Source organism: Deferribacter desulfuricans SSM1 (assembly GCF_000010985.1).
GTDB lineage: Bacteria > Chrysiogenota > Deferribacteres > Deferribacterales > Deferribacteraceae > Deferribacter > Deferribacter desulfuricans.
In genome coordinates this window covers 1,483,352-1,507,080 of record NC_013939.1, presented here as the reverse complement: position 1 = coordinate 1,507,080, position 23,729 = coordinate 1,483,352, and the positions used below count along the sequence as shown (strand labels likewise).

Here is a 23,729-nt window from a genome sequence, read left to right as displayed (position 1 = left end):
TTTGTTGACAAAATAAAAAAAATTATTATTATACACTACGCTTTTAACGGGCCAATAGCTCAGTCTGGCTAGAGCCACCGGCTCATAACCGGTAGGTCCCAGGTTCAAGTCCTGGTTGGCCCATTTTTTTCTTGAGAGATGAATGGAGATAAAAACTAAAGATATCATAAGATTCATCGAAAACGATTTCACTTCTTTAAACAGACAATATGAATGGGATTCCAACGGTATTCAAATATTTGCTCATGATAAGAAGATTTCGAAAATTGTTTTTACATTAGAACCTACCAAAGATGCCATTGAATTTGCAATAAAAGAGGGGTGTGAGTTGATGATAACTCATCACCCCCTTTTTTTTCGTCCACTAAAATACTTAGATTTTTCGACTCCGATTGGAGAGAAGATAATTAAATGTGTTAAGCATGGTATTAATCTCTTGAGTTATCACACTGTTTTGGATAGAGCTGATTACAGTTTAAACGACTATTTGGCAGAGTTAATTGGTGCGCGCGTAATATCAGGTTTTACAGATTTTGGTAGAGAAGAGTATTATAAATTAGTCGTTTATGTCCCAAGAGGTTATGAAAATAAAATTATTGATGCAATTGATAATGCAGGTGGTAGTAAAATAGGCAATTATTCTAAATGTACATTTTATACAGATGGTGTTGGGACATTTTTGCCTGAAGAGGGGACACACCCTTTTATAGGAAAAATTGGAAGGCTTGAAGAAGCAAATGAATACAGGTTAGAATCGATTGTTAAAAAGAAATATTTAAATAGTGTTATTAATGCTGTACTATCTGTACATCCTTACGAAGAAGTTGCTTATGATGTTTATAAACTTGAGATAGGGGATCAGTTTTCGCTTGGTAGGGTTTGTACTTTTGATAAAAAAGTTGTGTTTTATGATTTTCTTAGCATTTTAGCTGATAAGCTTGGCATAAAGAATATAAAACACAATAATCCTGGAGATGATTTTGCTTTTGAAAAATTTGCTGTAGTTACTGGTAGTGGCGCATCTCTTTGGAAGGATTGCAAAATTCAAAATATAAAAGTGCTATTGACTTCTGATATGAAATATCATGATGCTGTTGATGCCTATGAAAATGGTGTGTATATAATTGATATTGGACATTATGAAAGTGAATCCATATTTATGAATTATTTATCATCACTTATTGCTAAAAAATTTAATGTAAAAACAATAGTTTACAAAAATAAAGTAAAAATAAATCACTGGAGGCAAAATAATGCTTAATGAATTAGTTGAATTGATCCACCTACAAAAAATTGATAACAGAATAGCTGAGATAGAAACTGCTTTGGCTAATGTCCCAACTTACTTAAAAGAGAGTATGGAGCATTTTGAGACTTTAGAAAAAAAATATAATGAAGCTAAAGCAGAATATGAAGCTAATGTAGCTGAAAAAGAAACTGTTGAAAAAAGCTACAATGAAAACAAGGCACTTTTGGATAAAGCTCAAAAGAAATTATCTACAGTTAAAAATAGCAAAGAGTATGAAGCTGTTTTAAAAGAACTGGATATATTAAAAAAGAATGTTAATGATGAAGAATTAAAGTTGCTAGACCTTAATGAAAAAATAGAAAATTATGAAAAAAATATTGAGGAAATGACCTCAAAGTATAATGAAGCCAAGCAGAAGTTAGAAGAGGATAAAAAACGTAGAGATGAAGAGAATAAAGAGTTGGTTGAGGAGCTGGAAAAGTTAAAAGCAGAAAGAGAAGAACAGGTTAAAAAAATTAAAAAATCTACTCTTTCAAAATATGAAAGAATCAGAAAAGCAAGAAATAATCTTGCAATAGTGAGAATAATAGATGAAACATGTACAGGTTGTTATATGAAGGTTCCACCTCAGCTTTTTGTTGAAGTTAAAAAGAATGTTCATATACAGCAATGTCCAAATTGTCAGAGATTTCTTTACTACAAAGAAGATGAACAAGAAGAAAATTAAGATTTTTACCGATGGAGCTTGTAGTGGTAACCCTGGTCCTGCAGGTATAGGTTTTGTGATTTATGATGAGGATGATAATGTAATAAAAGAGTGTTCTGAGTATTTGGGAGAGGCAACAAACAATATTGCAGAATATACAGCATTAATCAAAGCTTTGGAGTCAATAAAAGATAAAAAGCATTATAAGTTAATTATTTATTCTGATTCAGAGCTTCTTGTTAAGCAGATTAAAGGGGTTTATAAGGTAAAAAACAAAAATTTGAAAAAGCTTTATGATAAGGTTTTAGAACTAATACAAGGTGTAGACTTTGAGCTTATTCATATACCAAGAGAAGATAATAGTTATGCTGATAAATTAGCTAAAAAGGCAATAGAAGATGGTTATAAAAGTACTACTTTTAAGTAGTGATAAAAAACTTTTAAAGAAATTGCATGATATTTGTACTAAGAATAATTACTATTTTTTCTATGTTGATGATTTGAATGAAGCCAGAAATTTTTTATTAAATGAAGATGTTTCTGTTTGTTTTATAACAAGAGAAATTATAAATAACCCTATTTCATTCATTTTAACCTTAAGAAATTTTGGATGTAACAGCTCTTTTATATTTATCGGTGATGTTACAAAAGATGAAATTAGATTTTTTTTAAAAAATGGGTTTTATGATTGTTTAAGTTATGATGAAGAGGATATAGTTATTCAGTCAATAATAGAAGAGGCTGTTGAAAATAAACTAAGTTTTGAAAATGTTAGGGCTCTTGCTAAAAATTTGGAAGAGTCAAATAATCAGTTGCTGAATAAAACAAGAGAGCTCGAAGTAGAGAAAAAACATCTTAATGATGTAATAGATGCATTAAAATTGATTAACAATTTTATCAAAGAAGTAAATAATGTTGAGCTGGATGATTTAGAAAGTATAGTTTCTTCTTATATTGAACAACAGGTTTATGATAAATTTTATTTTGTTGTTAAAAATTTTAATAACATAAAAGAAATATGTATAACAAATATACCTAATGGTGAGAATTTATTAAACGAATCATTAGATAAACTTTTTATTGATGAAAATAATAATAAAAAATTAGGGTTTAGTTTAAAACTTGATAATAAAGAAATAAACTTTATTTGTTTTCCACTTTATTACAATAATAATTATTTTGGCCATATTTGCGTTGAAAAAAGTCTTCAAAATCATGAGATGCTTTATATTGAGCTACTTAGTGAGCATCTGTCTATTCATATTTATAATAGGTCTGTAATGTTGCAGTTAAAAGAAGCTCAAGCTCAACTTGCCGAAAATGAAAAGATGAAGGCTATTTTTGCAATGGCGGTTAGTTTAAATCATACAATAAACAATAATCTTTTGGGTATTTCACTAAATTTTGAATATATAAAACGATTTTGTAACGATGAAAAGCTGTTAAAATCTTTTGAGATAATTGAAACTAGTATAAAAAATATTTCAGATATTGTCAAAAAGCTGCAAGAGGTTAAATCTATTGATTATCAAGAGTACCTTGATGGTATAAAAATGCTAAAATTGGATAAGGGAAAAGATTAAAGAATATAAAAATTTATCCGAAATAAATAATATGAAAAAATATTTAATATTATTGCTGTTTCTTATATTGCTGATTTCTTGTAAAAAAGAAAAAGAGCTTGTTCAAGATAATGCAACAAAAAATCTTCCAATAAATCCTGTCGTTGAGATAAAGAAAGAGAATATTTCTAAAGGTAATAAGTTATTTCTAAATGGAAATTATGAAGAGGCTTTAAAATACTATGAAAAAGGGGTGAAAGAGAATAAGTCTGTGGCATATTATAATATAGGCGTAAGTTACTTTTTATTGGGCAATTTAGCAGAGAGTGAAAAGTATTTTAAATTGGCTATAAAAGATGATCCTCAATTTAAAGAGGCGTACATAAACTTAGTGGCAGTTTTAGTAAACGAAGGTAAAGCGGATGAAGCAGAAAAATACATAAAGATAATTGAAAAATATGATGACTTAAAAACATATATCAATTTGGCAAACTTATATTTGTTAAAGGGGAGCACAGCAAAATCTTATTACTATTTTCAAAAGGCTCTTGATAAGGGTAAGGATAACGATTTTGTAAAATCAAGTTTTGGCAGTTTTCTAATAAGTGTAAATAATATTGATCAGGGGATAAAATATCTTTTAGAGATAAAAAATAAAGGGTATGATGAATATTTTAATTTGGCTAAAGCTTTTTATTATAAAAAAGATTATAAACAGTCCATTAATTTTATTAAAAAGGCCATTGAAATTAAAAAAACTGAAAAAGCACTTAAGCTTTTGGCAGACAACTACAATGCTATCAATGATTATATCTTAGAAGCATCAATACTATCTGAATTAATAGAGTTGAAAAACAGGCCAGAATACAGGTATCGTTTTTCTTTAGCGCTTTTTAAAAGTGGAGACTTTTCAAAAGCAAAAGAGGTTATCAACTCCTTAATAAATCAATACCCTTTTGAGGGGAAATATTATAAACTAAAGTATGATATATTGATAAATGAACAAAAGTATGTTGAAGCTAAAAATGTATTGGCCAAAGCGTATAAAAGGATAAATTCTTCTTTTTTTAAGTATCTGTATGTAAAACATCTGTTACTTTATTTCAACGATTATAAGTCTGCAGAAAAATTGATTAAAAGAGCTAAAGCAACAAACGATTATGATTATTTAGCTTATGCGGTTTATTATGCCAAAGTAAAACAGTTTGACAAAATGATTTCTGCTTTATCAAAGATAAACAAGAAAGATAGTGAATATTACTTTTTGTATAGTTACTATTTCATTGTAAAAGGGGACTATAAAACTGCATTGAAATATATAGATAAAATGAGCGTATATGAAAACAGATACTATATTTATAAATTTGTATCATTATGGAATATAGCTGATTTAGATGGGTTGATTAGACTTTCTAAATTAAGAATAGATTATTTAAAATACAACAGGCAGAAACCTGATATAAGTTTTAAAATAAAAGCAAATGTTTATGATATCGGTTTTTTATATCGTTATGATGATAATTTTGAAGATGTTCTTAGGCTGTTTCTTGTTCCCTTGATAATTGATCCAAATGAATCGGTGGAGTTTTTAGTACTTGGTTATAAACTGTTACAGGATAAAGAAAATATCAAAGCTATAAATGAGTTAAAAAAGTCTGCAAATTTCAACGAGGGGATTTATTATAATAATAAAGGTGTTAAAGCATATTTAAATTTTAAATTTTATGATGCAATAAAAAACTTTAAACTTGCTGCAAAGTTGTTGAAGAACAATCCAATTATAAATTACAACTTGGGGCTTTCATATTTAAGTCTTGGAGATTTAAAAAGAGCTTATTCATATTTTGATAGCGCACTTTTAAACAATAAGTTTATTTTATATGCTTATTTAGGTAAAGCAGTTATTTTCCATTTAGAAGGTAAAATGTCTAGAATTAGCACTCAATACGATTTAGTTTTGAATAATTATGATATTAGTAAAGACAAATTAGAATATCCGCAAATATTCAAATATGCAAAATATTTGGCTGAGATTGGACTTGGAAAATATGATGAGGTGATTTTTGAAGTTGCAAATTCCAATCACGACTTTTTGTATGAAACATTTATGGGGAAATTAGCACAATTTTTTAAAGAGAGAGATAAAACTTTTGATGTGGATAAATTTAAAAATATCTATAATTTTGTCTGTTTTAATGATTTATTAAACAATAATTTAAGTTTTACAGGTAATAGGGTTTGTGATCATTACAAGGCTTATAAAAGGGTAAAATCTGATGATGTCAATTTTTCTCCAAATTTCAAAAAGGATAAGTACGAGATAGCTCAAAATACAATGTATTTTGTTGCCTTAAATAAATTGAAGGATGCTTTTAAAAATTTGCAAGTTTTATCTAGAAAAGATTTTAGATATCCAAGGCTATATGAGATAAGTTTTTATTACTTTCTTTTGATTAGGGACTTTATTAATGCTGAGGCTTCTTATACAACACTTGAGAAATTGAAACATTCAAACTTATATACGCAATATTACAGAATGCTGTATTTTCTTTTAAACTACAACGAAAAAAGGCTGGTTAAAGAGATAAATAAATTTATAAAGGATTATCCAGTTGATTACAAAGGTCTTATGGTGGATGCACTTTTCTCTTTTAAAAATAATAACTTGAAAAAGATTTTAGATGATTTAATATCTATAAAGAGCATTACACCTGATGCAGAGCAAAGATGGAGCTTGGAGATACTACTAAATGATTTATAGGTATGATAAAAGAGTTTTTTTGTTGTTGATTACTTTGTTAATTTCCGCAATTTATTTCGCTGTTTCACATTTCTTTATCGGGGGTAGCCCTTATAAGTTTATTATATTGGGCGTTTTATTGGTTTTTATTTTATTTAATATTATTAGTCTTGTGCGAAAAGAGATTAAGTTGGATGATAATAAGATAACTGTTAGGGCGCTATTAGGGGAAAAAAGTCTTGATTTTAAAGATATTAATGATGCAGTATTTTTATACCTAAAAGGGAGAACCATATTAATTTTGAGTGATGATCAAAAATTTGTTTTTTTATCATCTTTAATTGATAGATTTGATAATATCTTAGACTATATCAAAGATAAGGTTAATGAAGATACTAAAAAACGATTAAATGAGTTTGACTTAAAAAAGTACAAAAAGGCTAAGTTATTTTTAAATATATTTTTGGTTATGGCAATTTTATTTTTATTACTATTTGGCACATATAATTTTCTTTTATTAACTAAATGAGTAAATTGTATAACAGTTTAACATATTGATAATTATTGTAAATATGAGATTGCTTCGCTAACGCTTGCAATGATGATACAGTCATTGCGAGGAGCGCAGCGACGAAGCAATCTCAAGTAAAACATTGGAGCAGGAGATTGCTTCACTTCGTTCGCAATGACAAAGGCAGTCATCGCGAGGAAGCGTAAGCTGACGAAGCGATCTCTAAGTTACATTGATATCAAAAAATTGCTTCATTGTGCAATATCCATTTAATAAATTATCTAAAACCATTTTTCTTGTTTATTACTGATTAATAAGATATAATTTTAATATGAAAAACTTCATTGAAAGTCTTGGCTCCTATGTTGTGGGATTTTTTTTATTTTTGCAAAATTATATTATTTTTTCTTTACAGATACTTAAGTCTTTATTCAAGTTTAATCTGTTTAATAAGGCTATTTTTTCTGTATATTTGAGACAGGTTTATTTTACAGGGGTTCAGATTTTACCTATATATATTTTTATATCATTGATTTTTGGTATAGCTCTTGTTGGGATATTGTCAAAATTATTAATAGATCTTGGTATTTATAATGAACTTGGTAAGTTGTTAGTTTTACTCATAGTAAGGGAGCTTGGACCGCTTGTTACAGTTATTTTACTTTCTTTGAGATCATCAACAGCTGTGGGAGCTGAAATTAGCGTAATGAAATTGAGTGGTGAGATTGAAACTTTGACATTTTTTGAGATAGATCCGTTAATATATCTTTTTTTACCTCGTGTGCTTGCTGGCCTTACCTGTATGGTTTCTCTATCTATCTTTTTCTCTTTTGTATCAATTACGGGTGGTTATTTATTAATCAGTTTTAAACTTGGTATTACATTTGATTATTTAATGAAGTTGATTTTTGATTATATTTCAATTTCAGATATAGCAGCTTTTTTTTACAAGACAATTATGTTTGGTTTCTTTTTGATGAGTATCCCTATCTTTAGTGCACTATCAGTTAAAAAGGCAAACACAGAGATCCCTATTTCACTCTTAAAAGGGATGATGCGTCTATTTTTTGCGATTGTTTTTGTTGAGTTAACGGGAGCTATAATATGATATTAATTTTTACAAATAAAGATGAAAAAGAGCTTATCTATGAAATAAAGAGTAAAAGGGTTGAAAAGGTGGGCTTTGTTTGTGATAGTTTACCTTTGATATCTAATCTAAATTTAATTGAAAATCTTTTATTGATAGTAGAATATCATGGGTTAAACATTGATAAAAACAGCATAGTTGAAGATTTAAAGAGATATAACCTTTTTAATAAACGTTATTATAGAAAAGATTCATTAGAATTGTTTGAAATATTTTTTGTGAAGTATTTGATGTGCAAGTACTTTCAGGCAGATACTATTTGTTTTGTTAACCAATTTCATAGTTTTGTTCATAAAAGGGAAATATTTTATGAATTTTTTAGAGAGAATTATTCAGAAAATTTTGTTATAATAGAACGAGATGTTTATAAAAAACTGTTAATAGATAACTTAAAACTAAAAGAGATGGATCTGGATTTATGGCTGAAAAACGGTTTAAAAACTTAGAGTTAAAGGTTGGATTATTTATTTTTATCTCATTGCTTATTGCTGTTTTTATAGTGGTATTTTTAGCTGTTCAAAAAAATATTTTTACGAAAAAAGTTAGAGTCAAGGTTATTGCAGCAAGTGGGGATGGTTTGGTTAAAGGGATGCCAGTTTTATATTCAGGGTTTCAGATTGCAAAGGTTGATGATCTATATTTGAGGGATGATGGTAAAGTTGAAGTTAAGATAAAAATACCTATAAAATATGCTAAATGGATAAAGAGAGATTCTATTGTCAAACTTAGTTCAAAGAATTTTATAGGCTCATCTGTTCTTGTCTTTTCAAGTGGGACTAAAGAATCTATAAAAGATGGCGATGTTTTTAATTTAAAAAGGGACAGAGGGGTGGAAGAGATAATTAGTGAGGTTAAACCGATTTTAAATGATGTCAAATTGATTGTTAAAAATCTGAAAATATTGAGCGATGAAATGGTTTCTATTATGCCTGATGTTAAAAGGTTATCAAAGGGGCTTGGTGATATTGGGGATGATTTACATAATAAAAAAGGGAGTATAGGAGTTTTGAGCCGTAGTGATTATCTTGTCAACAAAATTAATTATTTAACCGCAAATTTTGATAAATTGAGTAAAAAGGTTGATAATATTTTAATCAAAGTGGAAAAACGCGTAGATGAATCAAAAGAGACAATAACACTTACTAATAAGCTATTGAGCAAAAGTAATCGATTAGTACTTGATATAGATAAAAAAGTTAATGATACTGATGAGTTAATTTTTGAAAGTACTAAATTGGTCAAAAACTTTAGATTAATGAGTGATAATTTGTCAAACTATCTTGATGAGATTGATTATTTATTGTTAAATGCAAATATGCTCCTTTTGAATATGCAAAGTAGATGGCCTTTTAAACCACCAGCTAAAAAATATGAATATAATAGGTTAAAATTGCCATGAAAAAGTGGTTTATTTTACTAATAGCCTTTTTGTTAGGTTGTGGTGCAAAAACTGCACCTCCTGATTATCTTAGAGTTGGAGAAAATTATTTTAAAAGCTACGTAAAAACTTATTTGTCCGGTAATAAAAAATTAGCCGAGAAATATTTTGATCGTGCACTTATGCAATTTCAAAAATCAGATGATATATGCAATATTTCAAGGTTGTATCTTAAAAGATTTTTTGTTGAAGAAGAGATAAATCCAAATGCGTCAAGCTATATTCAAAGTGCTAATTATTATGCGACTATTGGTAAGTGTAATCAAATTGAGGAGGTCATTGAATTTTATAATTTAAATAAAAAGATTGATTTAAATAGAGTAAATGATGACTTTTATAAGCACTATATACAATTTCTTGAAAAAGGGAAGTATGAAGGTATAGTAAAAATCATTGATAATTATCCAGATTATGTCAAATCTAAGGTATATCGACAGATTGCAGAAGAACTAAAGGATAAAGACAAGGCATTATCCCAAAAATTTATTGAGAAAGCGTATCAATTAGATAAGTTTAACTCATACTCACTTTATCTTTTATTAGATTTAAAGCTTAAATATTATTTTTGTAAAAAGTATAAAAAGGGATACTCTAATTTAGAAAAGAGATTAAATATGCTAGAAAAGATGATTAAAAAATAATCAGAGGATGATTAAAAATGTAGCAGGTTATTATGTTAAAGGTTTATTTTCTAACAATTTTATAAAGTGTAGATTGGCATATAATTTGATAAATAATAGAAAGGACAAGGAGGAGAGATGAAGAAAATAGAAGCAATTATTAAACCTTTTAAACTTGATGATGTGAAAGAAAAATTGAGTGAATTGGGTGTTAAAGGTTTAACAATCACAGAGGTTAAGGGGTTTGGTAGGCAAAAGGGGCACACTGAGCTTTATAGAGGTGCTGAGTATGTGATTGATTTCATTCCAAAAATTAAGATAGAAGTTGTAGTTCCTGATGATATTGTTCAAAATGTAGTTGAGGCTATAGTAGGATCAGCAAAGACAGGTAGAATAGGGGATGGTAAGGTTTTTATCTTACCTGTTGATGAAGCAGTTCGTATAAGAACTGGCGAAACTGGAGAAAATGCACTTTAAATATAAATAAGGAGGAAATTTATGACAGCAAAAGAAGTTTTAAAATTAATTGAAGATGAAGGAATTAAAATTGTTGATCTCAGGTTTATGGATTTTATAGGGCTGTGGCAGCATTGCTCATATCCAGCTCATGAATTTAATGAGGATGTTTTTGAAGAAGGGCTTGGGTTTGATGGCTCAAGTATTAGAGGTTGGCAATCAATTAATGCAAGTGATATGATTTTGATACCTGATCCATCTACAGCTAAAGTTGATCCGTTTAGTGAAGTTCCTACATTGATAATGATATGTAATGTTTATGATCCTATAACAAAAGAGCCTTACACAAGAGATCCAAGACACATAGCTATAAAAGCTATAAATTATTTGAAAAGCACTGGTATAGCTGATACAGCTTACTTTGGTCCTGAAGCAGAATTTTTTGTTTTTGACAATATTCAGTATGCTTACAATTCTAATGAGGCTTTTTTCTCTTTTGATTCCGTAGAAGGTTTTTGGAATACTGGTGCAGATGAAATGCCTAATCTTGGTTATAAAATAAGACATAAAGAAGGTTATTTCCCTGTTCCACCACATGATTCTTTAATGGATATAAGAAATGAGATGGTTATGTTAATGGAAAAAATGGGTATTGTTGTTGAAGCTCATCATCATGAGGTTGCAACAGGTGGTCAGTGTGAAATTGATATTAAATACGCTCCACTTGTAGAGCAAGCTGACAATTTATTACTTTATAAATATATCGTCAAAAATGTAGCAAGAAGACATGGTAAAGTTGCAACATTTATGCCAAAACCAATGTATGGTGATAACGGTAGTGGTATGCACAGCCACCAGTCTTTATGGAAAGATGGACAGCCACTTTTTGCTGGTGATGAATATGCAGGTTTAAGTGAGCTCGCATTATATTATATTGGTGGTATTATTAAGCATGCAAGAGCAATAGCTGCATTTACTAATCCAACTACAAACTCTTATAAAAGGTTAGTTCCTGGTTTTGAAGCACCAGTTAATTTAGCTTATTCATCGAGAAATAGAAGTGCTTCCATAAGAATTCCTATGTATTCAGCTTCACCAAAAGCAAAAAGGATAGAGGTGAGATTCCCTGACCCATCATGCAACCCATATCTTGCTTTTACTGCAATGCTCATGGCTGGGCTTGATGGTATTGAAAACAAGATTGATCCAGGTGAGCCAATGGATAAAAACTTGTATGATCTTGATCCAATAGAGCTTTCAAATATTCCTCAGATGCCTGCATCTCTTGATGAGGCATTAAATGAGTTGGAAAAAGATCATGAGTTCTTGTTGAAAGGGGATGTGTTTACTGAGGATGTTATAGCAACTTGGATAGAATATAAGAGAGAAAATGAGACATCTGCTGTAAATAGCAGACCTCACCCATACGAGTTTATACTCTATTTTGATAATTAATATATTATTGGCGCCTGATAAGGCGCCATTATAGATTTAGATATGAAGATTACTGTAATCAATGAAAATTATGTGGATAAACAGGGTTTATTTGCAGAGCATGGACTCTCTTTGTTGATAGAGTTGGAAAATAAAGTACTACTTTTTGACACTGGACAGGCTGTTTCAATTGTAAATAATTTAAATATTCTGAATTATAAACGTTCAAAAATAGATTACATCATTTTAAGTCATGGGCATTATGATCATACAGGTGGTTTATATAAAAACAGATATTATTTAAAAGACTTATGTAATAAGGTGATAGCATCCAAATATGTATTTGATAAACATTTAAGAAAAACTGATGATAATTATGATTTTATTGGATTAAAAGATGATGTGAAAAAAGATTTTGAATTTTTATTTGTGGAAGATAGCTATCAGTTGTCAGAAAATATTATTGTTTATGGCAGTATTAAAAGGTTTGAAGAGTTTTTAGCTGATAAAAGGCTTTTTTGTGAGATAGATAATAAAATTGTTAAAGATCCTTTTAGAGATGAGTTATATCTACTAATTAAAGATGGTGGGAAAAATATATTGATTACAGGCTGCTCACATGCAGGCATTATAAATATTGTAAAAGATTGTTTTGAAAAGGCTGGTATCGATAGGTTGGATTATTTGATAGGTGGTATGCATCTTTTTAGATCAGATTTAAGTTATGTTGAAAAAGTTGGGAATTTTTTACAAAATGAAGTAAGTGTCGAAAATGTTATTACAGGCCATTGCACAGGGCTTGATAACTTTTATTATTTAAAGAATAATTTTCATATTAATTTTATTTATTTAAAAACGGGTGAGCAGTTTATCCTCTGAGGTTATATGGTTGTGTTCTTCCTTCTTTTGTCATAACTATCTGCCATAGTTGAATATGTCTTGCACGAAAACCTCCAGCAGAAGATAAAAGATAATATTCCCACATCCTTTTAAAAGTTTCATCATATAAGTGCTTTATTCTATTCCAATTTTCTTGAAAATTTCGATTCCAGCAAAGTAGGGTTTTGTCATAATGTGGACCCATATTGTGTAAATCTTCGATTACAAAAAGCTCTTCTGCTGCTTTTGCTATTTGAGAAATACTTGGAAGTGTTCCATTTGGAAAGATATATTTATCAATCCAGGGATCGCAAGTATATTCAGATTCATTAGAGCCTATTGTGTGTAAAAGGAAAATTCCATCATCTTTTAAGCAGTTGTAAACTGTTTTCATATATGTTCTGTAGTTTTTAGGCCCTACGTGTTCAAACATCCCCACTGAAACGATTTTATCAAAAACCCCTTTTATATCCCTATAATCAGTATTAATAATTTCGACAGGTAACCCTTTACAAAATTTTTTTGCATACTCTATCTGTTTTTCTGAAATATTTATCCCAACAACATTGCAACCATATTTTTCTACCATATATTTTGCAAGTCCACCCCATCCGCAGCCAATATCCAAGACTTTATCACCTTTTTTTAATTCTAATTTTCTACAAATTAACTCCATTTTATTAATTTGTGCTTGTGCTAAATCTTCTGTATTTAGAAAATATGCGCAACTATATTGCATATATGGATCTAAAAAGTTTTCAAATAGCTCATTTCCCAGATTATAATGTCTTTCTGCTACTTCTTTTGCTCCACTTTTGTTTTGTTTATTAAAAATAATAGATGGAATTAGATAAATAATCTCTCTCCAATTTTCTTTTATTTTTTCATTTAATTTTGCTTTTAAAATTTTGCAGATAAATTGATCAATTGCTTGGCAATCCCACCAGCCCTGCATATATCCTTCACCTAAAGCTAGATTCTTTTTCAATAATGCTTCTCTAAAAAGCTCATCGTTATGAACTTTTATGTCCCAAGGATTATTACCATTTACTGTAATTCCAGCTTCATTTAATAGTTTAATAGCATAAGCTTTTATTTTATCCATAATGTCCTCCAGATGATAAAATTTTTAAAAAAACGAAAATATTTGATACACTGCGATTTGACATGAAGTTATTATTCAATAACATAGATTTAAAATTACAAAAGATTGCTTTAGAAGATTTGGTTTTCTTGTAGTAACTTAATATTTTGTAACTCTGAGCATCAGGGAAGAAATTTAAAAGAGTTGGGCTTTCTATAGTGCAATATTTTAGATAAATTACCATATTATAATTATAACACTATTATATTTAGCTTCAACTAAAATGCATTAAGAATGTTGTTCAATAGTTTGACATGTCGAAAATTACCATAATTATAAGATTGCTTCCCCCGCCATTAAGCTCCAAATATTTAAAATTATAAAACCAAATACTATACACACAAAAAGTTTTAAGCTTAAAATTTACTACTAAATGGCGGGGTCGTAATGACCCAAAAATGCTGTCATTGCGAGCTTTAGCAAAGCAATCTGGGGCATTTGAACGACAATTGCTTTATTTCATTTTTGACTTATTTGATTGTTTGGGAATTACTATCTAAAATTATTTTATTGTTTAGGTTTTATTTGGATAATAGTGTTATGAAGTTATCATAAATAAAGTTTTCGATATCTTTGTGACAGCCGGTAAAACCGATATCAATACCAAATTTGTTTATGCCGTGAAAGTCGCTACCTGCTGATATTAAAAAATTGTATTTTTTTGCTATTTCTAAAAATAGTTTTGCATCATCTTCTGTGTGCAGAGAGCAAAAGACCTCTATCCCATCAAGTCCGATATCTTTTAATTTTTTTAGAAAAGGTTCATACTCATTATTATTTAGATTTAGTGATATAGGGTGAGCAATTATTGCGATACCGTTTGCAGAGTGAATAATTTCAATTGCCTCATCTATTTTTAGTCTTTTTTTCGCAATATAAAGTGGACACCCTTTCCCAAGATATTTATCAAAGGCTTCTTGAGTAGTTTTTACTACTCCTTTATCTACTAAAAACTTTGCGATATGTGGTCTTCCAAGTTCACCATCTGTGTTTGATTTTAGTTCCTTTTCATCTACTTTTAAATTAAAATGTTTTTCGATAAGCTTTAATAACTCTTTGTTCCGCTCTTTTCTGTATTCAATAAGTTTATCAAGTGTGTTCCTTAATTTTTCATTTTTGTGGTTTATTAATAAACCTACAAGGTGAAAAGTCCCAGGGTTATAATCGATACTTATCTCAACACCTGGTATTTTGATAATATCGGTATCAACAGATAAAAAGTTATCAATCCCATTTACAGTGTCGTGATCGGTAAGAGCAAGCATTTTGATGTTTTTGCACTCAGCAAGTCTGATTAACTCATCAGGTGCAAGTGTTCCATCAGAATATGTAGAGTGTGTATGCAAATCAATCATACAGTTTTTATATTAGAAAAAATAAATTAATTCAAATAAAAAAAGCGGCTCTTAAGAGCCGCTTTTCTTAGTTAAGGTTATTATTTAGAAAGTTATCTAATTGTTTTCTAGCTAAATCTTGCATCTGATCAACGTATGCTTGATTCAAATAATCAGCTGCTTCTGGATAATATTGAATGAGAGTGTGAATTAGGAATCCATGATTTACCCAGTTATCATCTTTACCAAACATATACCATCCTGGAACAGGATTTGCAATAGGGCTATCAGTATCAGAAGTGTTGTCTGTTATAAATGTTGCATTGTCATAATTATAAGCTAGAGCAAGTGCTTTATTTGTTACATTAGGAACAATAGTATCACCGTTTGCAGATTGCAGTAATACTTTACTGTTAATAGATGGATTATTAGCAAAATAAATAGGATCAACTGGGTCAAGTAGTAATTGGAAAACTCCTAATGTAATATAGTATTCTAAGCTATGTTTTTCTAAGTTTAAGGTGCTCAGTAAATCAGTAATAAGACTGTTAGTAGCTTCGTTAAGAAGAGCAGCATAGCCAGCACCACCAACATTGAGTACAGCCTTAGAAATAAAGTTGTTGTATTTTAGTCCACTAGTAGCAGTATAAGCGGCTTGAGATATTGTTACATTGTCTAAGTTTAGTAACATGGAACCAGTTATACTACCCATTGACTGACCAGCAAAATAGAGAGGCAGATTGTATTGTAAAGCACTTAAACCTAAAAATTTAGTTAACGTGTGCATATCCAAGAGTGATTGATAGAGGTTTAATCTATCATAGATTGGATTATCTGTTAAATAACAGCTTCCTGAAACATTTTCATAACATGATGTATCGGTTAGATCGGTAGGTAAAACCCTATCACCATGCCATGGTAAATCAATTGCATAAATTTGCTTATCCGTGACAAATTGTGCTATAACACTTGCATCACTTTTATCTTTTCCAAGTCCATGTTGATAGATAACAATTCCATTAGGATTAGTTAAATTATCGTTGTATTCATCCATAGTAACATTATCATAAAGAGAACTATTGTCAAAAATTTCTTTACATACAAAAGGGATATTACTTTGATTGTCAGGGAAATTATACTGAGTTAATATCTGTTCAATATTATTTAGGGCATAAAGATTAGGAGTTTTAATATAATTACTTAGATTATCAGTTATTATTGGCAAATTAAAAGCAGTTCTTAATGTTATATTGTCATAAGAATTTTGACAAACTAATGGTAAATCGCTTAATTGGTCGATATAAATAAACTCATTAGATGCATTATCTAAGATTAAGTCGCTGTATTTATAACCAGTTATTAAACTATCATAATTATTGATTAATGATGCATTATCCAATGTTGCTTGGATTACACCAAAATCTTCAACACTCAATGTTTTATCAGCAGTTGTAAAAGTGAATACTTCTAATAAATTTTCTTTACTTGTAAAAGTTACAGCACTTGCCAAGTCCCACAATGGTTGATAGCTTGAGCAGAGTGTTTGTAAATCGCTATCTGATATGACGCTACAGTTATCGGTATTTCTTATTGTGGTGTAAACTGGAGAAGGTAGTAAATCATTTCCATTAACATCTTTAATACCATCACCTATAACTACTAAATATTGATGTCCAGCTTCAAATGGTTTTAGTGGATAAATATTTAAGACATTTGCATTTTGTTTGATTTCAATATCGTCGAAAAATAGATAACCATTATCATCAGCATTTTGCACTATAGTTGCTAATGTGGCTAAGTCATTTTCGGAATAATAAGATAAAAGTTCTGAAAAACATGCCTGAGCTAAAGTTTCATTATCTTTATCTGCATAATAATATTGACAGTATGTTATATTACTAAAAGTTGTGTTATCGTAATTTTCTGCATAATTTAAAGTATAACCAACAAAGCTAGTTATATCTACTATACCTAAATTATTTTCAAATGTAGCAGGGTCAAGTTTTATATTATTTGCAAGTGGTATCGCAATTGGAGTAGCTGGACTTAAGCCTTTTATTTTCAATGCCTTGATTGCAGTGTAAAGTGCCAATTTTTGTGGGTCACCATTTGCTTGAGATGTTAAATCAACTATGCCATCGGTATCTTTCCAAAGAATATCATTTGGAAAAGGATATATATTGCCATAGCTGTCAAACACAAGTTGGTTGTGTGTAACTGCATTGCTGTCCACTTGTGCTGGTTTGTCGTCAATATCTTGGGTGCTTGAACCACAAGATATCAGTGTCATTGAAAGTAAAATGACAGATAAAATATATAATAAGTATTTTCTCATAAGTTACCTCCTATTAAAACTTATAGTTGAATGTTATGCCGTATCCATAGAGATGTCCTTTTGCGCTCATAGAAACTTCACCAGGATTACCTGTTACTGGGTCTGCATAACTGTTATTCATTTCATCACTTTCTCCACCTACATATCTTTTAGTTTCAGCAACGATGTATTGAAATACAAGGTCAACTGATAATTTACCAAAGTTGAGCCCTGCACCTATAGAATATGTTTTTTTGTCAGCATCAGGCCAAACTATATCAAAAGTATCGTCTGGTATAGGTGATGGGTCATAAAAATATCCACCTCTAAGTGTCAAGAGGTCGCTAACTTTGTATTCTATACCCACTCTTACCTGCCTTGTATCGTTCCAGTCTCTTACAAAAGTTTCAGAGGTTTTACCAAGAAGCGGCTGTTTAAATTTTACAGTATAATCATCTATTATACTCCAGCGAGTCCATACAACATCAGCTTCTAAAGATACTCTTTTATGTGGAGCATATCTGACACCAAACTGTATTTGGTCTGGATGGTCAACCTCTGTTGTTGCATCTACCTTTTGGACACCATCTAATTCTACCCAACCATCAAAATCTGTGTCAGTTTTTGATCTATATGTTAAACCAAATGTTAATGAGTTTACAGGTTTATACATAATACCTATGTTGTAAGAATAATTAGAATCATCTTCAAATTTAGATTTTAGTGTTCTGTTGTGTAAATATGGTATTGATGGAGCATAAACTCTTCTTTGTGTTCCAGAATCTGATCTACCAAGTGAAACACCAAAACCCAAGGAAAACTTATCAGAAAACTTATACGCGATTGTTGGTGATACGACTACTCTTACATAATAAGATTCAAATGAATTGTAAGCACCTGGGTTTTTTGCTGGGTCATCATCCCATTTTACATGTAAACCCCAAGGTGCATAAAGTGCAACACCGAAAACTAATTTATCTGTAAGTGGTACTGCAGCACCAATGTGAGGTGCAATTAATGTATCAGATTCATCTTCAAAATCTTTTACAGGTAAGGTGTTTCCGTCTCCACCTTTTGCATCCCAGTCATAAGCTTTTAGTGTAGGATCAATGATGTGTGCACCTGCTGATAAAGTTACTCTTTTAATTTGAGTTAAACCAGCTGGGTTGTAATACACTGCAAATGGGTCATCTGCATAAGCTGAAAATGCGCCACCAAGAGCTGTTGCCTTGGAGCCGATACCAAAAGTGTCAACATTCCCAGCAAAGGAACTTATTGCTAAAAAAAGAGAAATGGATAAAAAGACCAGTAATTTTTTCATAATACCTCCTTATATAAGTTTCATAAGCAAACAATATTATATTTTTTTTGAATAGTCAATAGAATGTATGGGAATGTGTATGTATCGATTTTTTCAAAATTATGTAATTATCTGAAAATAAAGCATATATTGCTGTGAAATATAAGTTGTAGTTTGCAAAATATTATTTTATTTGAGTATAAATTAAAAACTTTATTTTAGGTTTATTAGTTGTTTTTTGCAACTTTGTGCTCAAGGACTTTTCTCAGTAATCTTTTTCCAAATCCCTAGATTGCTTCGCTAACGTTCGCAATGACAGTATATTTTGGCCATAGCGAGGAGCGTAAGCGACGAAGCAATCTCATTGTCATGATAATTATTAATAAGTTAAACAATTATTTAACATTCTTTTCAAATTTAAAATTTTAATCAACATTGAGTAATCTTAAAAGATTTATATTTATATTGTGAAAATCCTTTTTTACACTTTAACTTTGATTAACAAAGTATTGTGAATAAAATTTCGTTCAAATTAAAATGATATTCTAAAAGGCTTGACATTTACGTTAAATGTGTTATTAGTAAAGTTGAATAGTTATTCATAGGGAGGGATTATGATTAAATGGCCATTTAAATCGGTTCCAGAGATTTTAAAACACAATTCTGTGAAATTTGCTGATAAACCTGCTTTGGGTTATAAAAAATCTGGTAAATGGGTCGATGTTACTTATGCAAGATTTTATGAGTTGGCATTGATGGTAGCTCGTGGTTTGAGAAAGCTTGGGATAAAACCCGGAGATAGAGTCGCAATACTATCTGAAAATAGACCTGGTTGGGTTATTGCTGATATGGGTATATTGTCAGCAGGTGCGGTAACTGTACCTATTTATGCAACTAACACTCCTGAGCAGGTAAAGTATGTGCTTAATCATTCTGAATCAAGGGTTGTATTCATATCCAATAAAGTTCAATATGATAAACTGGTTCAAATCAAAGACGAGATTCCTCATGTGGAGCATATTATCTCTTTTGATAGATTTTTGGGTACTAAAGACTTTCCAGTTAACACTCACTTGCAACTTGCTGAGATCTCTGTCCCATTAACAGATGATGAAAAAAATGAAATTGAAGAGATTATAGCTAAGATAGAACCTGATGATTTAGCCACTCTCATATATACGTCAGGTACTACAGGTGTTCCTAAGGGTGTAATGCTGACACATTATAATTTTGTTTCTGAAATTATCCTAGGCACTAAGAAGGTGGAAGTTTTAAAACCTGAAGATAAATTTTTGAGCTTTTTACCATTGAGCCATGCTTTGGAAAGAGCAGTTGGATATTATATCCCGATATACAATGGTTGCCAGATGGTTTTTGCTGAAAGTATAGATAAGGTTCCTGAAAATATGGTTGAAGTTAAGCCAACCTGGATGGTGAGTGTCCCAAGGCTTTTTGAAAAGATGTATTCAAGAATTTATGAAAATGTTCATGCTATGAGTGGATTTAAAAAGAGCCTTTTTCATAAAGCAGTAGAGGTCGGTAAAAAATATGTAGAGAAAAAATATATAAAAAAAGAAAATCCTGGTATGCTTAGCTTTAAATATGCCTTTTTTGATAAACTTATTTTTTCAAAAATTAGAGAGCGTTTTGGTGGGAATATCCAAGGGTTTGTTTCTGGTGGTGCTCCTCTTGATAAAAATATAAATGAGTTTTTCTGGGTGATTGGTATGCCAATCTTTGAAGGGTACGGTTTAACAGAGACAAGCCCAGGTGTATGTATAAACACTTTCAAGCAAGTGAGATTTGGCTCTGTAGGGACAATGTTTGAGCATACATATGCAAAGCTTGATGAAGATGGAGAATTATTGTTGAAAGGTCCTATGATAATGAAAGGTTATTATAAAAATGAAGAAGCTACTAAAGAGGCATTGGACGAAGAGGGTTGGTTTAGAACAGGTGATATAGGTAAAATAGATGAGGATGGCTTTTTATATATTGTGGACAGGAAGAAAGAGCTTATCATTACTGCTGGAGGTAAAAATATTGCTCCACAGCCTATAGAAAATGAATTAAAGTTAGATAAATATATTTCTCAAGCTTTTGTTTATGGTGATAGAAAGCCTTATCTTGTGGCTTTACTCGTTCCAAATTTTGAAAGGATAGTGGAATATGCAAAAGAGCATCATATAGAATATTTTGATATGAATGATTTGGTTGCAAATGAAAAAATATTGAAACTTTTCAAAGAAAGAGTAGAAGAGATAAACAAAAAATTGCCTAAATATGAGACTATTAAGAAATTTTCACTTGTCCCAGTTGACTTTACAATTGAGGGTGGTGAGCTTACACCAACATTAAAACTAAAGAGAAGAGTTATCTATAATAAGTATAAAGATAAGATAGAATGTTTATATTCCGATGATGGTGATTGTTTTACTTGCACGTAAAGGAAAAATGTGTTATAAACATGTTTGTTATAAAATGAACGAATAGTCAGGAGGAAGTGATGAGACAAATTAAAAAAGCAGCCGTTTTGGGTGCTGGTGTGATGGGGGCAACAATTGCCGCTCATTTAGCCAATGCCGGCGTAGAGGTAGTATTGCTTGATATAGTTCCAAGAGAGCTTACAGAGGAAGAGAAGGCAAAAGGTTTAACATTAGAGGATAAGGTTGTTCGTGATAGGATTGCTAGAAATGGTTTACAAAATGCATTGAAGATGAAACCAGCAGCTTTTTATTTAAAAGAGTTTGCTGAGTTAATCACAGTTGGCAATTTTGAAGATGATATGCATAAGATTTCTGAATGTGACTGGGTAGTTGAAGTTGTTGTTGAAAATATGGATATCAAGAAGAAGTTGTTGACTGAAAAAGTAGTTCCAAATTTTAAAAAAGGCGCAATTTTATCAACAAACACAAGTGGTCTTTCAGTTAATGAAATGGCAGAAGTATTGCCAGATGATATGAAAAAGAATTTTCTTGTAACACATTTCTTCAACCCACCAAGATATATGAGATTGATGGAGATCGTACCATCTAAATATACTGATCCTGAAGTTGTTTCTTTTATGGCTGACTTTATCAGTAAACGTTTAGGTAAAGGTATCGTTTATGCCAAAGATACACCTAATTTTATAGGTAACAGAATTGGCGTTTACGTAATCTACTCAGCTTTTAAACATCTAAGAGATCTTGAAATGACTGTAGAAGAAGCTGACGTAGCAGCAGGCCCAGCAATAGGTATGCCAAAAACTGCTATTTTTAGGCTTGCTGATTTAGTTGGTATAGACACTATCGTACATATTGGTCACAACTCATATAATCTTTTGAAAGATGATGAAGAAAGAGAAATATATAAGGTTCCTGAATTTCTTGAAGAAATGGTTAAAAAAGGGTTGCTTGGTAATAAAGCTAAACAAGGATTTTATAAAAAAGAGAAAACAGCTGAAGGTAGAAAGACTTATTACTATGATATAAATACTGGTGAATACAAAGATGTTGTAAAACCTAAATTCCCTTCTGTTCAAGCTACAAAACAGATTGATGATGTAGCGACCAGAATTAAAACTGTTGTTACAGGAAAGGATAAAGCAGCAGAATTTGCATGGAGACTGCTTAGAGATTCTTTAATCTATACTTTTAATAGAATACCTGAGATAGCTGATGATATAGTAAATGTAGATAATGCAATGAAATGGGGTTATAACTGGGAGCTTGGCCCATTTGAAATTTTCGATGCTATAGGTGTTAAATATTTTGTTGAAAGAGCAGAAAAAGAAGGTGTAAAAGTTCCTGAAAAACTCAAGTCAATAGAAAGATTTTATAAAGTTGAAAATGGTATTAGATATTATTACGACATTTTAGCTGGTGAGTATAAACCAGTTCCAACTGATGAAAAAAGTATAAATCTTGCATTATTGAAAAATGCAGGAAAAGTTGTTGAGTCTAACAAAGGTGCTTCACTTATAGATCTTGGTGATGGTGTATATTGCCTTGAATTCCATACAAAGATGAACTCTATCAGTGGCGATGTTCTTTCTATGGTTAAAAAATCAGTTCAGTATGTTGAGGAAAATGGTGTAGGTCTTGTTCTTGCAAATCAGGGTAAACAATTTAGTGTTGGTGCAAACCTAGCTATGCTTGCTGTTGCAATTGCAGAAGGTGCGTTTGATGATATTTATATGATGGTTAAAGCTTTCCAAGATGCTGCTATGGCTATTAAATATTCTAAAGTTCCTGTAGTGGCTGCACCATTCCAGATGGCACTTGGTGGTGGATGTGAATTTTGCTTACATGCTGATGCAAGAGTAGCTCATGCAGAAACATATATGGGACTTGTTGAGATAGGTGTTGGTTTACTTCCAGCAGGTGGTGGTACAAAAGAGATGGCTATTAGAGCTATAAAACTTGCTGAAAGGTATAATACAGATGTTTCACCTTTTATTTTCAAAAACTTTATGAACATTGCTATGGCAAAAGTTTCAATGGGTGCATATGAGCTATTTGATCTTGGTTATTTAACAGATGGTGATTCTGTAACTATGAATATAGATAATCTAATCTATGACGCTAAAATGAAAGTGTTGGATCTTGCTCAAAATTATAGACCTAAAACTCCACTTAAAAACTTAAAAGCACCAGGTAAGAGTGTTGCTGCAAGTATTAAGTCCCAATTATGGAATATGAAGATGGGTGGATTTATCACAGAGTATGAAGAATATCTTGGCAGTGTAATTGCTGATGTGATTACTGGTGGTGACGTAAATCCTGGAACACTTATCACAGAAGAATATTTGTTAAAACTTGAAAGAGATGCTTTTGTTAAGCTTTGCTCACAGAAGAAAACAATTGAAAGAATTCAGCACATGCTTAAAAAAGGTAAACCTTTAAGAAACTAAA

19 protein-coding genes and 1 tRNA gene are annotated in these 23,729 nt (G+C 30.6%); 16 read left to right on the top strand and 4 right to left on the bottom strand.

Features of this window, described 5'->3' with window-relative positions:
- The first annotated feature begins 48 nt into the window (after positions 1-48).
- The 14 genes from DEFDS_RS07470 to DEFDS_RS07405 all read left to right on the top strand — a co-directional run bounded on the left by DEFDS_RS07470 (position 49) and on the right by DEFDS_RS07405 (position 12,742).
- Positions 49-123: transfer RNA gene (locus DEFDS_RS07470), tRNA-Ile, on the top strand.
- Positions 124-142: 19 nt separating this feature from the next.
- Positions 143-1,261, top strand: coding sequence for a Nif3-like dinuclear metal center hexameric protein (locus tag DEFDS_RS07465; protein WP_013008191.1), 1,119 nt, complete (start codon positions 143-145; stop codon positions 1,259-1,261).
- Positions 1,254-1,976 carry a zinc ribbon domain-containing protein gene (locus tag DEFDS_RS07460; RefSeq protein ID WP_013008190.1) on the top strand — a complete coding sequence of 241 codons (723 nt, stop codon included), beginning with the start codon at positions 1,254-1,256 and terminating at the stop codon, positions 1,974-1,976. Before DEFDS_RS07465 ends, DEFDS_RS07460 begins: the two co-directional genes overlap by 8 nt.
- Positions 1,957-2,382 (top strand): ribonuclease HI family protein, encoded by a 426-nt coding sequence (locus DEFDS_RS07455; RefSeq protein WP_013008189.1) that lies wholly within the window; start codon positions 1,957-1,959, stop codon positions 2,380-2,382. Before DEFDS_RS07460 ends, DEFDS_RS07455 begins: the two co-directional genes overlap by 20 nt.
- Complete coding sequence (locus DEFDS_RS07450) at positions 2,354-3,538, top strand: hypothetical protein (protein ID WP_013008188.1); 1,185 nt, start codon at positions 2,354-2,356, stop codon at positions 3,536-3,538. The genes DEFDS_RS07455 and DEFDS_RS07450 overlap by 29 nt, the downstream gene beginning before the upstream one ends.
- A gap of 31 nt (positions 3,539-3,569) precedes the next feature.
- The gene (locus DEFDS_RS07445) at positions 3,570-6,278 is read left to right on the top strand and encodes a tetratricopeptide repeat protein (protein ID WP_013008187.1); all 2,709 of its coding nucleotides are present in this window, start codon (positions 3,570-3,572) and stop codon (positions 6,276-6,278) included.
- Complete coding sequence (locus DEFDS_RS07440; RefSeq protein ID WP_013008186.1) at positions 6,268-6,786, top strand: hypothetical protein; 519 nt, start codon at positions 6,268-6,270, stop codon at positions 6,784-6,786. The genes DEFDS_RS07445 and DEFDS_RS07440 overlap by 11 nt, the downstream gene beginning before the upstream one ends.
- Before the next feature lie 313 nt (positions 6,787-7,099).
- Complete coding sequence (locus DEFDS_RS07435) at positions 7,100-7,876, top strand: ABC transporter permease (protein ID WP_013008185.1); 777 nt, start codon at positions 7,100-7,102, stop codon at positions 7,874-7,876.
- Positions 7,873-8,361, top strand: a complete 489-nt coding sequence (locus DEFDS_RS07430; protein WP_013008184.1) for a hypothetical protein — start codon at positions 7,873-7,875, stop codon at positions 8,359-8,361. Before DEFDS_RS07435 ends, DEFDS_RS07430 begins: the two co-directional genes overlap by 4 nt.
- Positions 8,334-9,314, top strand: coding sequence for an MlaD family protein (locus DEFDS_RS07425; protein ID WP_013008183.1), 981 nt, complete (start codon positions 8,334-8,336; stop codon positions 9,312-9,314). The genes DEFDS_RS07430 and DEFDS_RS07425 overlap by 28 nt, the downstream gene beginning before the upstream one ends.
- Positions 9,311-9,994 (top strand): hypothetical protein, encoded by a 684-nt coding sequence (locus DEFDS_RS07420; protein WP_013008182.1) that lies wholly within the window; start codon positions 9,311-9,313, stop codon positions 9,992-9,994. Before DEFDS_RS07425 ends, DEFDS_RS07420 begins: the two co-directional genes overlap by 4 nt.
- Before the next feature lie 117 nt (positions 9,995-10,111).
- Positions 10,112-10,450, top strand: a complete 339-nt coding sequence (locus DEFDS_RS07415; protein WP_013008181.1) for a P-II family nitrogen regulator — start codon at positions 10,112-10,114, stop codon at positions 10,448-10,450.
- A 21-nt stretch (positions 10,451-10,471) separates the two neighbouring features.
- Entirely contained in the window at positions 10,472-11,884 is a 1,413-nt protein-coding gene (glnA, locus tag DEFDS_RS07410; protein WP_013008180.1) for a type I glutamate--ammonia ligase, read from the top strand.
- 42 nt (positions 11,885-11,926) lie between these two features.
- Positions 11,927-12,742, top strand: a complete 816-nt coding sequence (locus DEFDS_RS07405) for an MBL fold metallo-hydrolase (protein WP_013008179.1) — start codon at positions 11,927-11,929, stop codon at positions 12,740-12,742.
- Here the strand turns inward: DEFDS_RS07405 and cfa are convergent.
- From cfa to DEFDS_RS07385, 4 genes are all read right to left on the bottom strand, one after another.
- On the bottom strand, positions 12,732-13,847 hold the full coding sequence (gene cfa, locus DEFDS_RS07400) for a cyclopropane fatty acyl phospholipid synthase (RefSeq protein WP_013008178.1): 1,116 nt from the start codon (positions 13,845-13,847) through the stop codon (positions 12,732-12,734). The two genes, DEFDS_RS07405 and cfa, sit on opposite strands and share 11 nt — an antisense overlap.
- 560 nt (positions 13,848-14,407) lie before the next feature.
- Positions 14,408-15,241, bottom strand: a complete 834-nt coding sequence (locus DEFDS_RS07395; protein ID WP_013008177.1) for a PHP domain-containing protein — start codon at positions 15,239-15,241, stop codon at positions 14,408-14,410.
- A gap of 67 nt (positions 15,242-15,308) precedes the next feature.
- On the bottom strand, positions 15,309-17,555 hold the full coding sequence (locus DEFDS_RS07390) for an Ig-like domain-containing protein (RefSeq protein ID WP_013008176.1): 2,247 nt from the start codon (positions 17,553-17,555) through the stop codon (positions 15,309-15,311).
- A gap of 13 nt (positions 17,556-17,568) precedes the next feature.
- A complete protein-coding gene (locus DEFDS_RS07385) occupies positions 17,569-18,855 on the bottom strand; it encodes an OmpP1/FadL family transporter (RefSeq protein ID WP_013008175.1) in 1,287 nt (428 codons plus the stop codon).
- Between the two features lie 593 nt (positions 18,856-19,448).
- Here DEFDS_RS07385 and DEFDS_RS07380 point away from each other — a divergent pair.
- Positions 19,449-21,281 (top strand): AMP-dependent synthetase/ligase, encoded by a 1,833-nt coding sequence (locus DEFDS_RS07380; RefSeq protein WP_013008174.1) that lies wholly within the window; start codon positions 19,449-19,451, stop codon positions 21,279-21,281.
- Positions 21,282-21,340: 59 nt separating this feature from the next.
- Positions 21,341-23,728 carry a 3-hydroxyacyl-CoA dehydrogenase/enoyl-CoA hydratase family protein gene (locus DEFDS_RS07375; RefSeq protein WP_013008173.1) on the top strand — a complete coding sequence of 796 codons (2,388 nt, stop codon included), beginning with the start codon at positions 21,341-21,343 and terminating at the stop codon, positions 23,726-23,728.
- Position 23,729 lies beyond the last annotated feature (1 nt).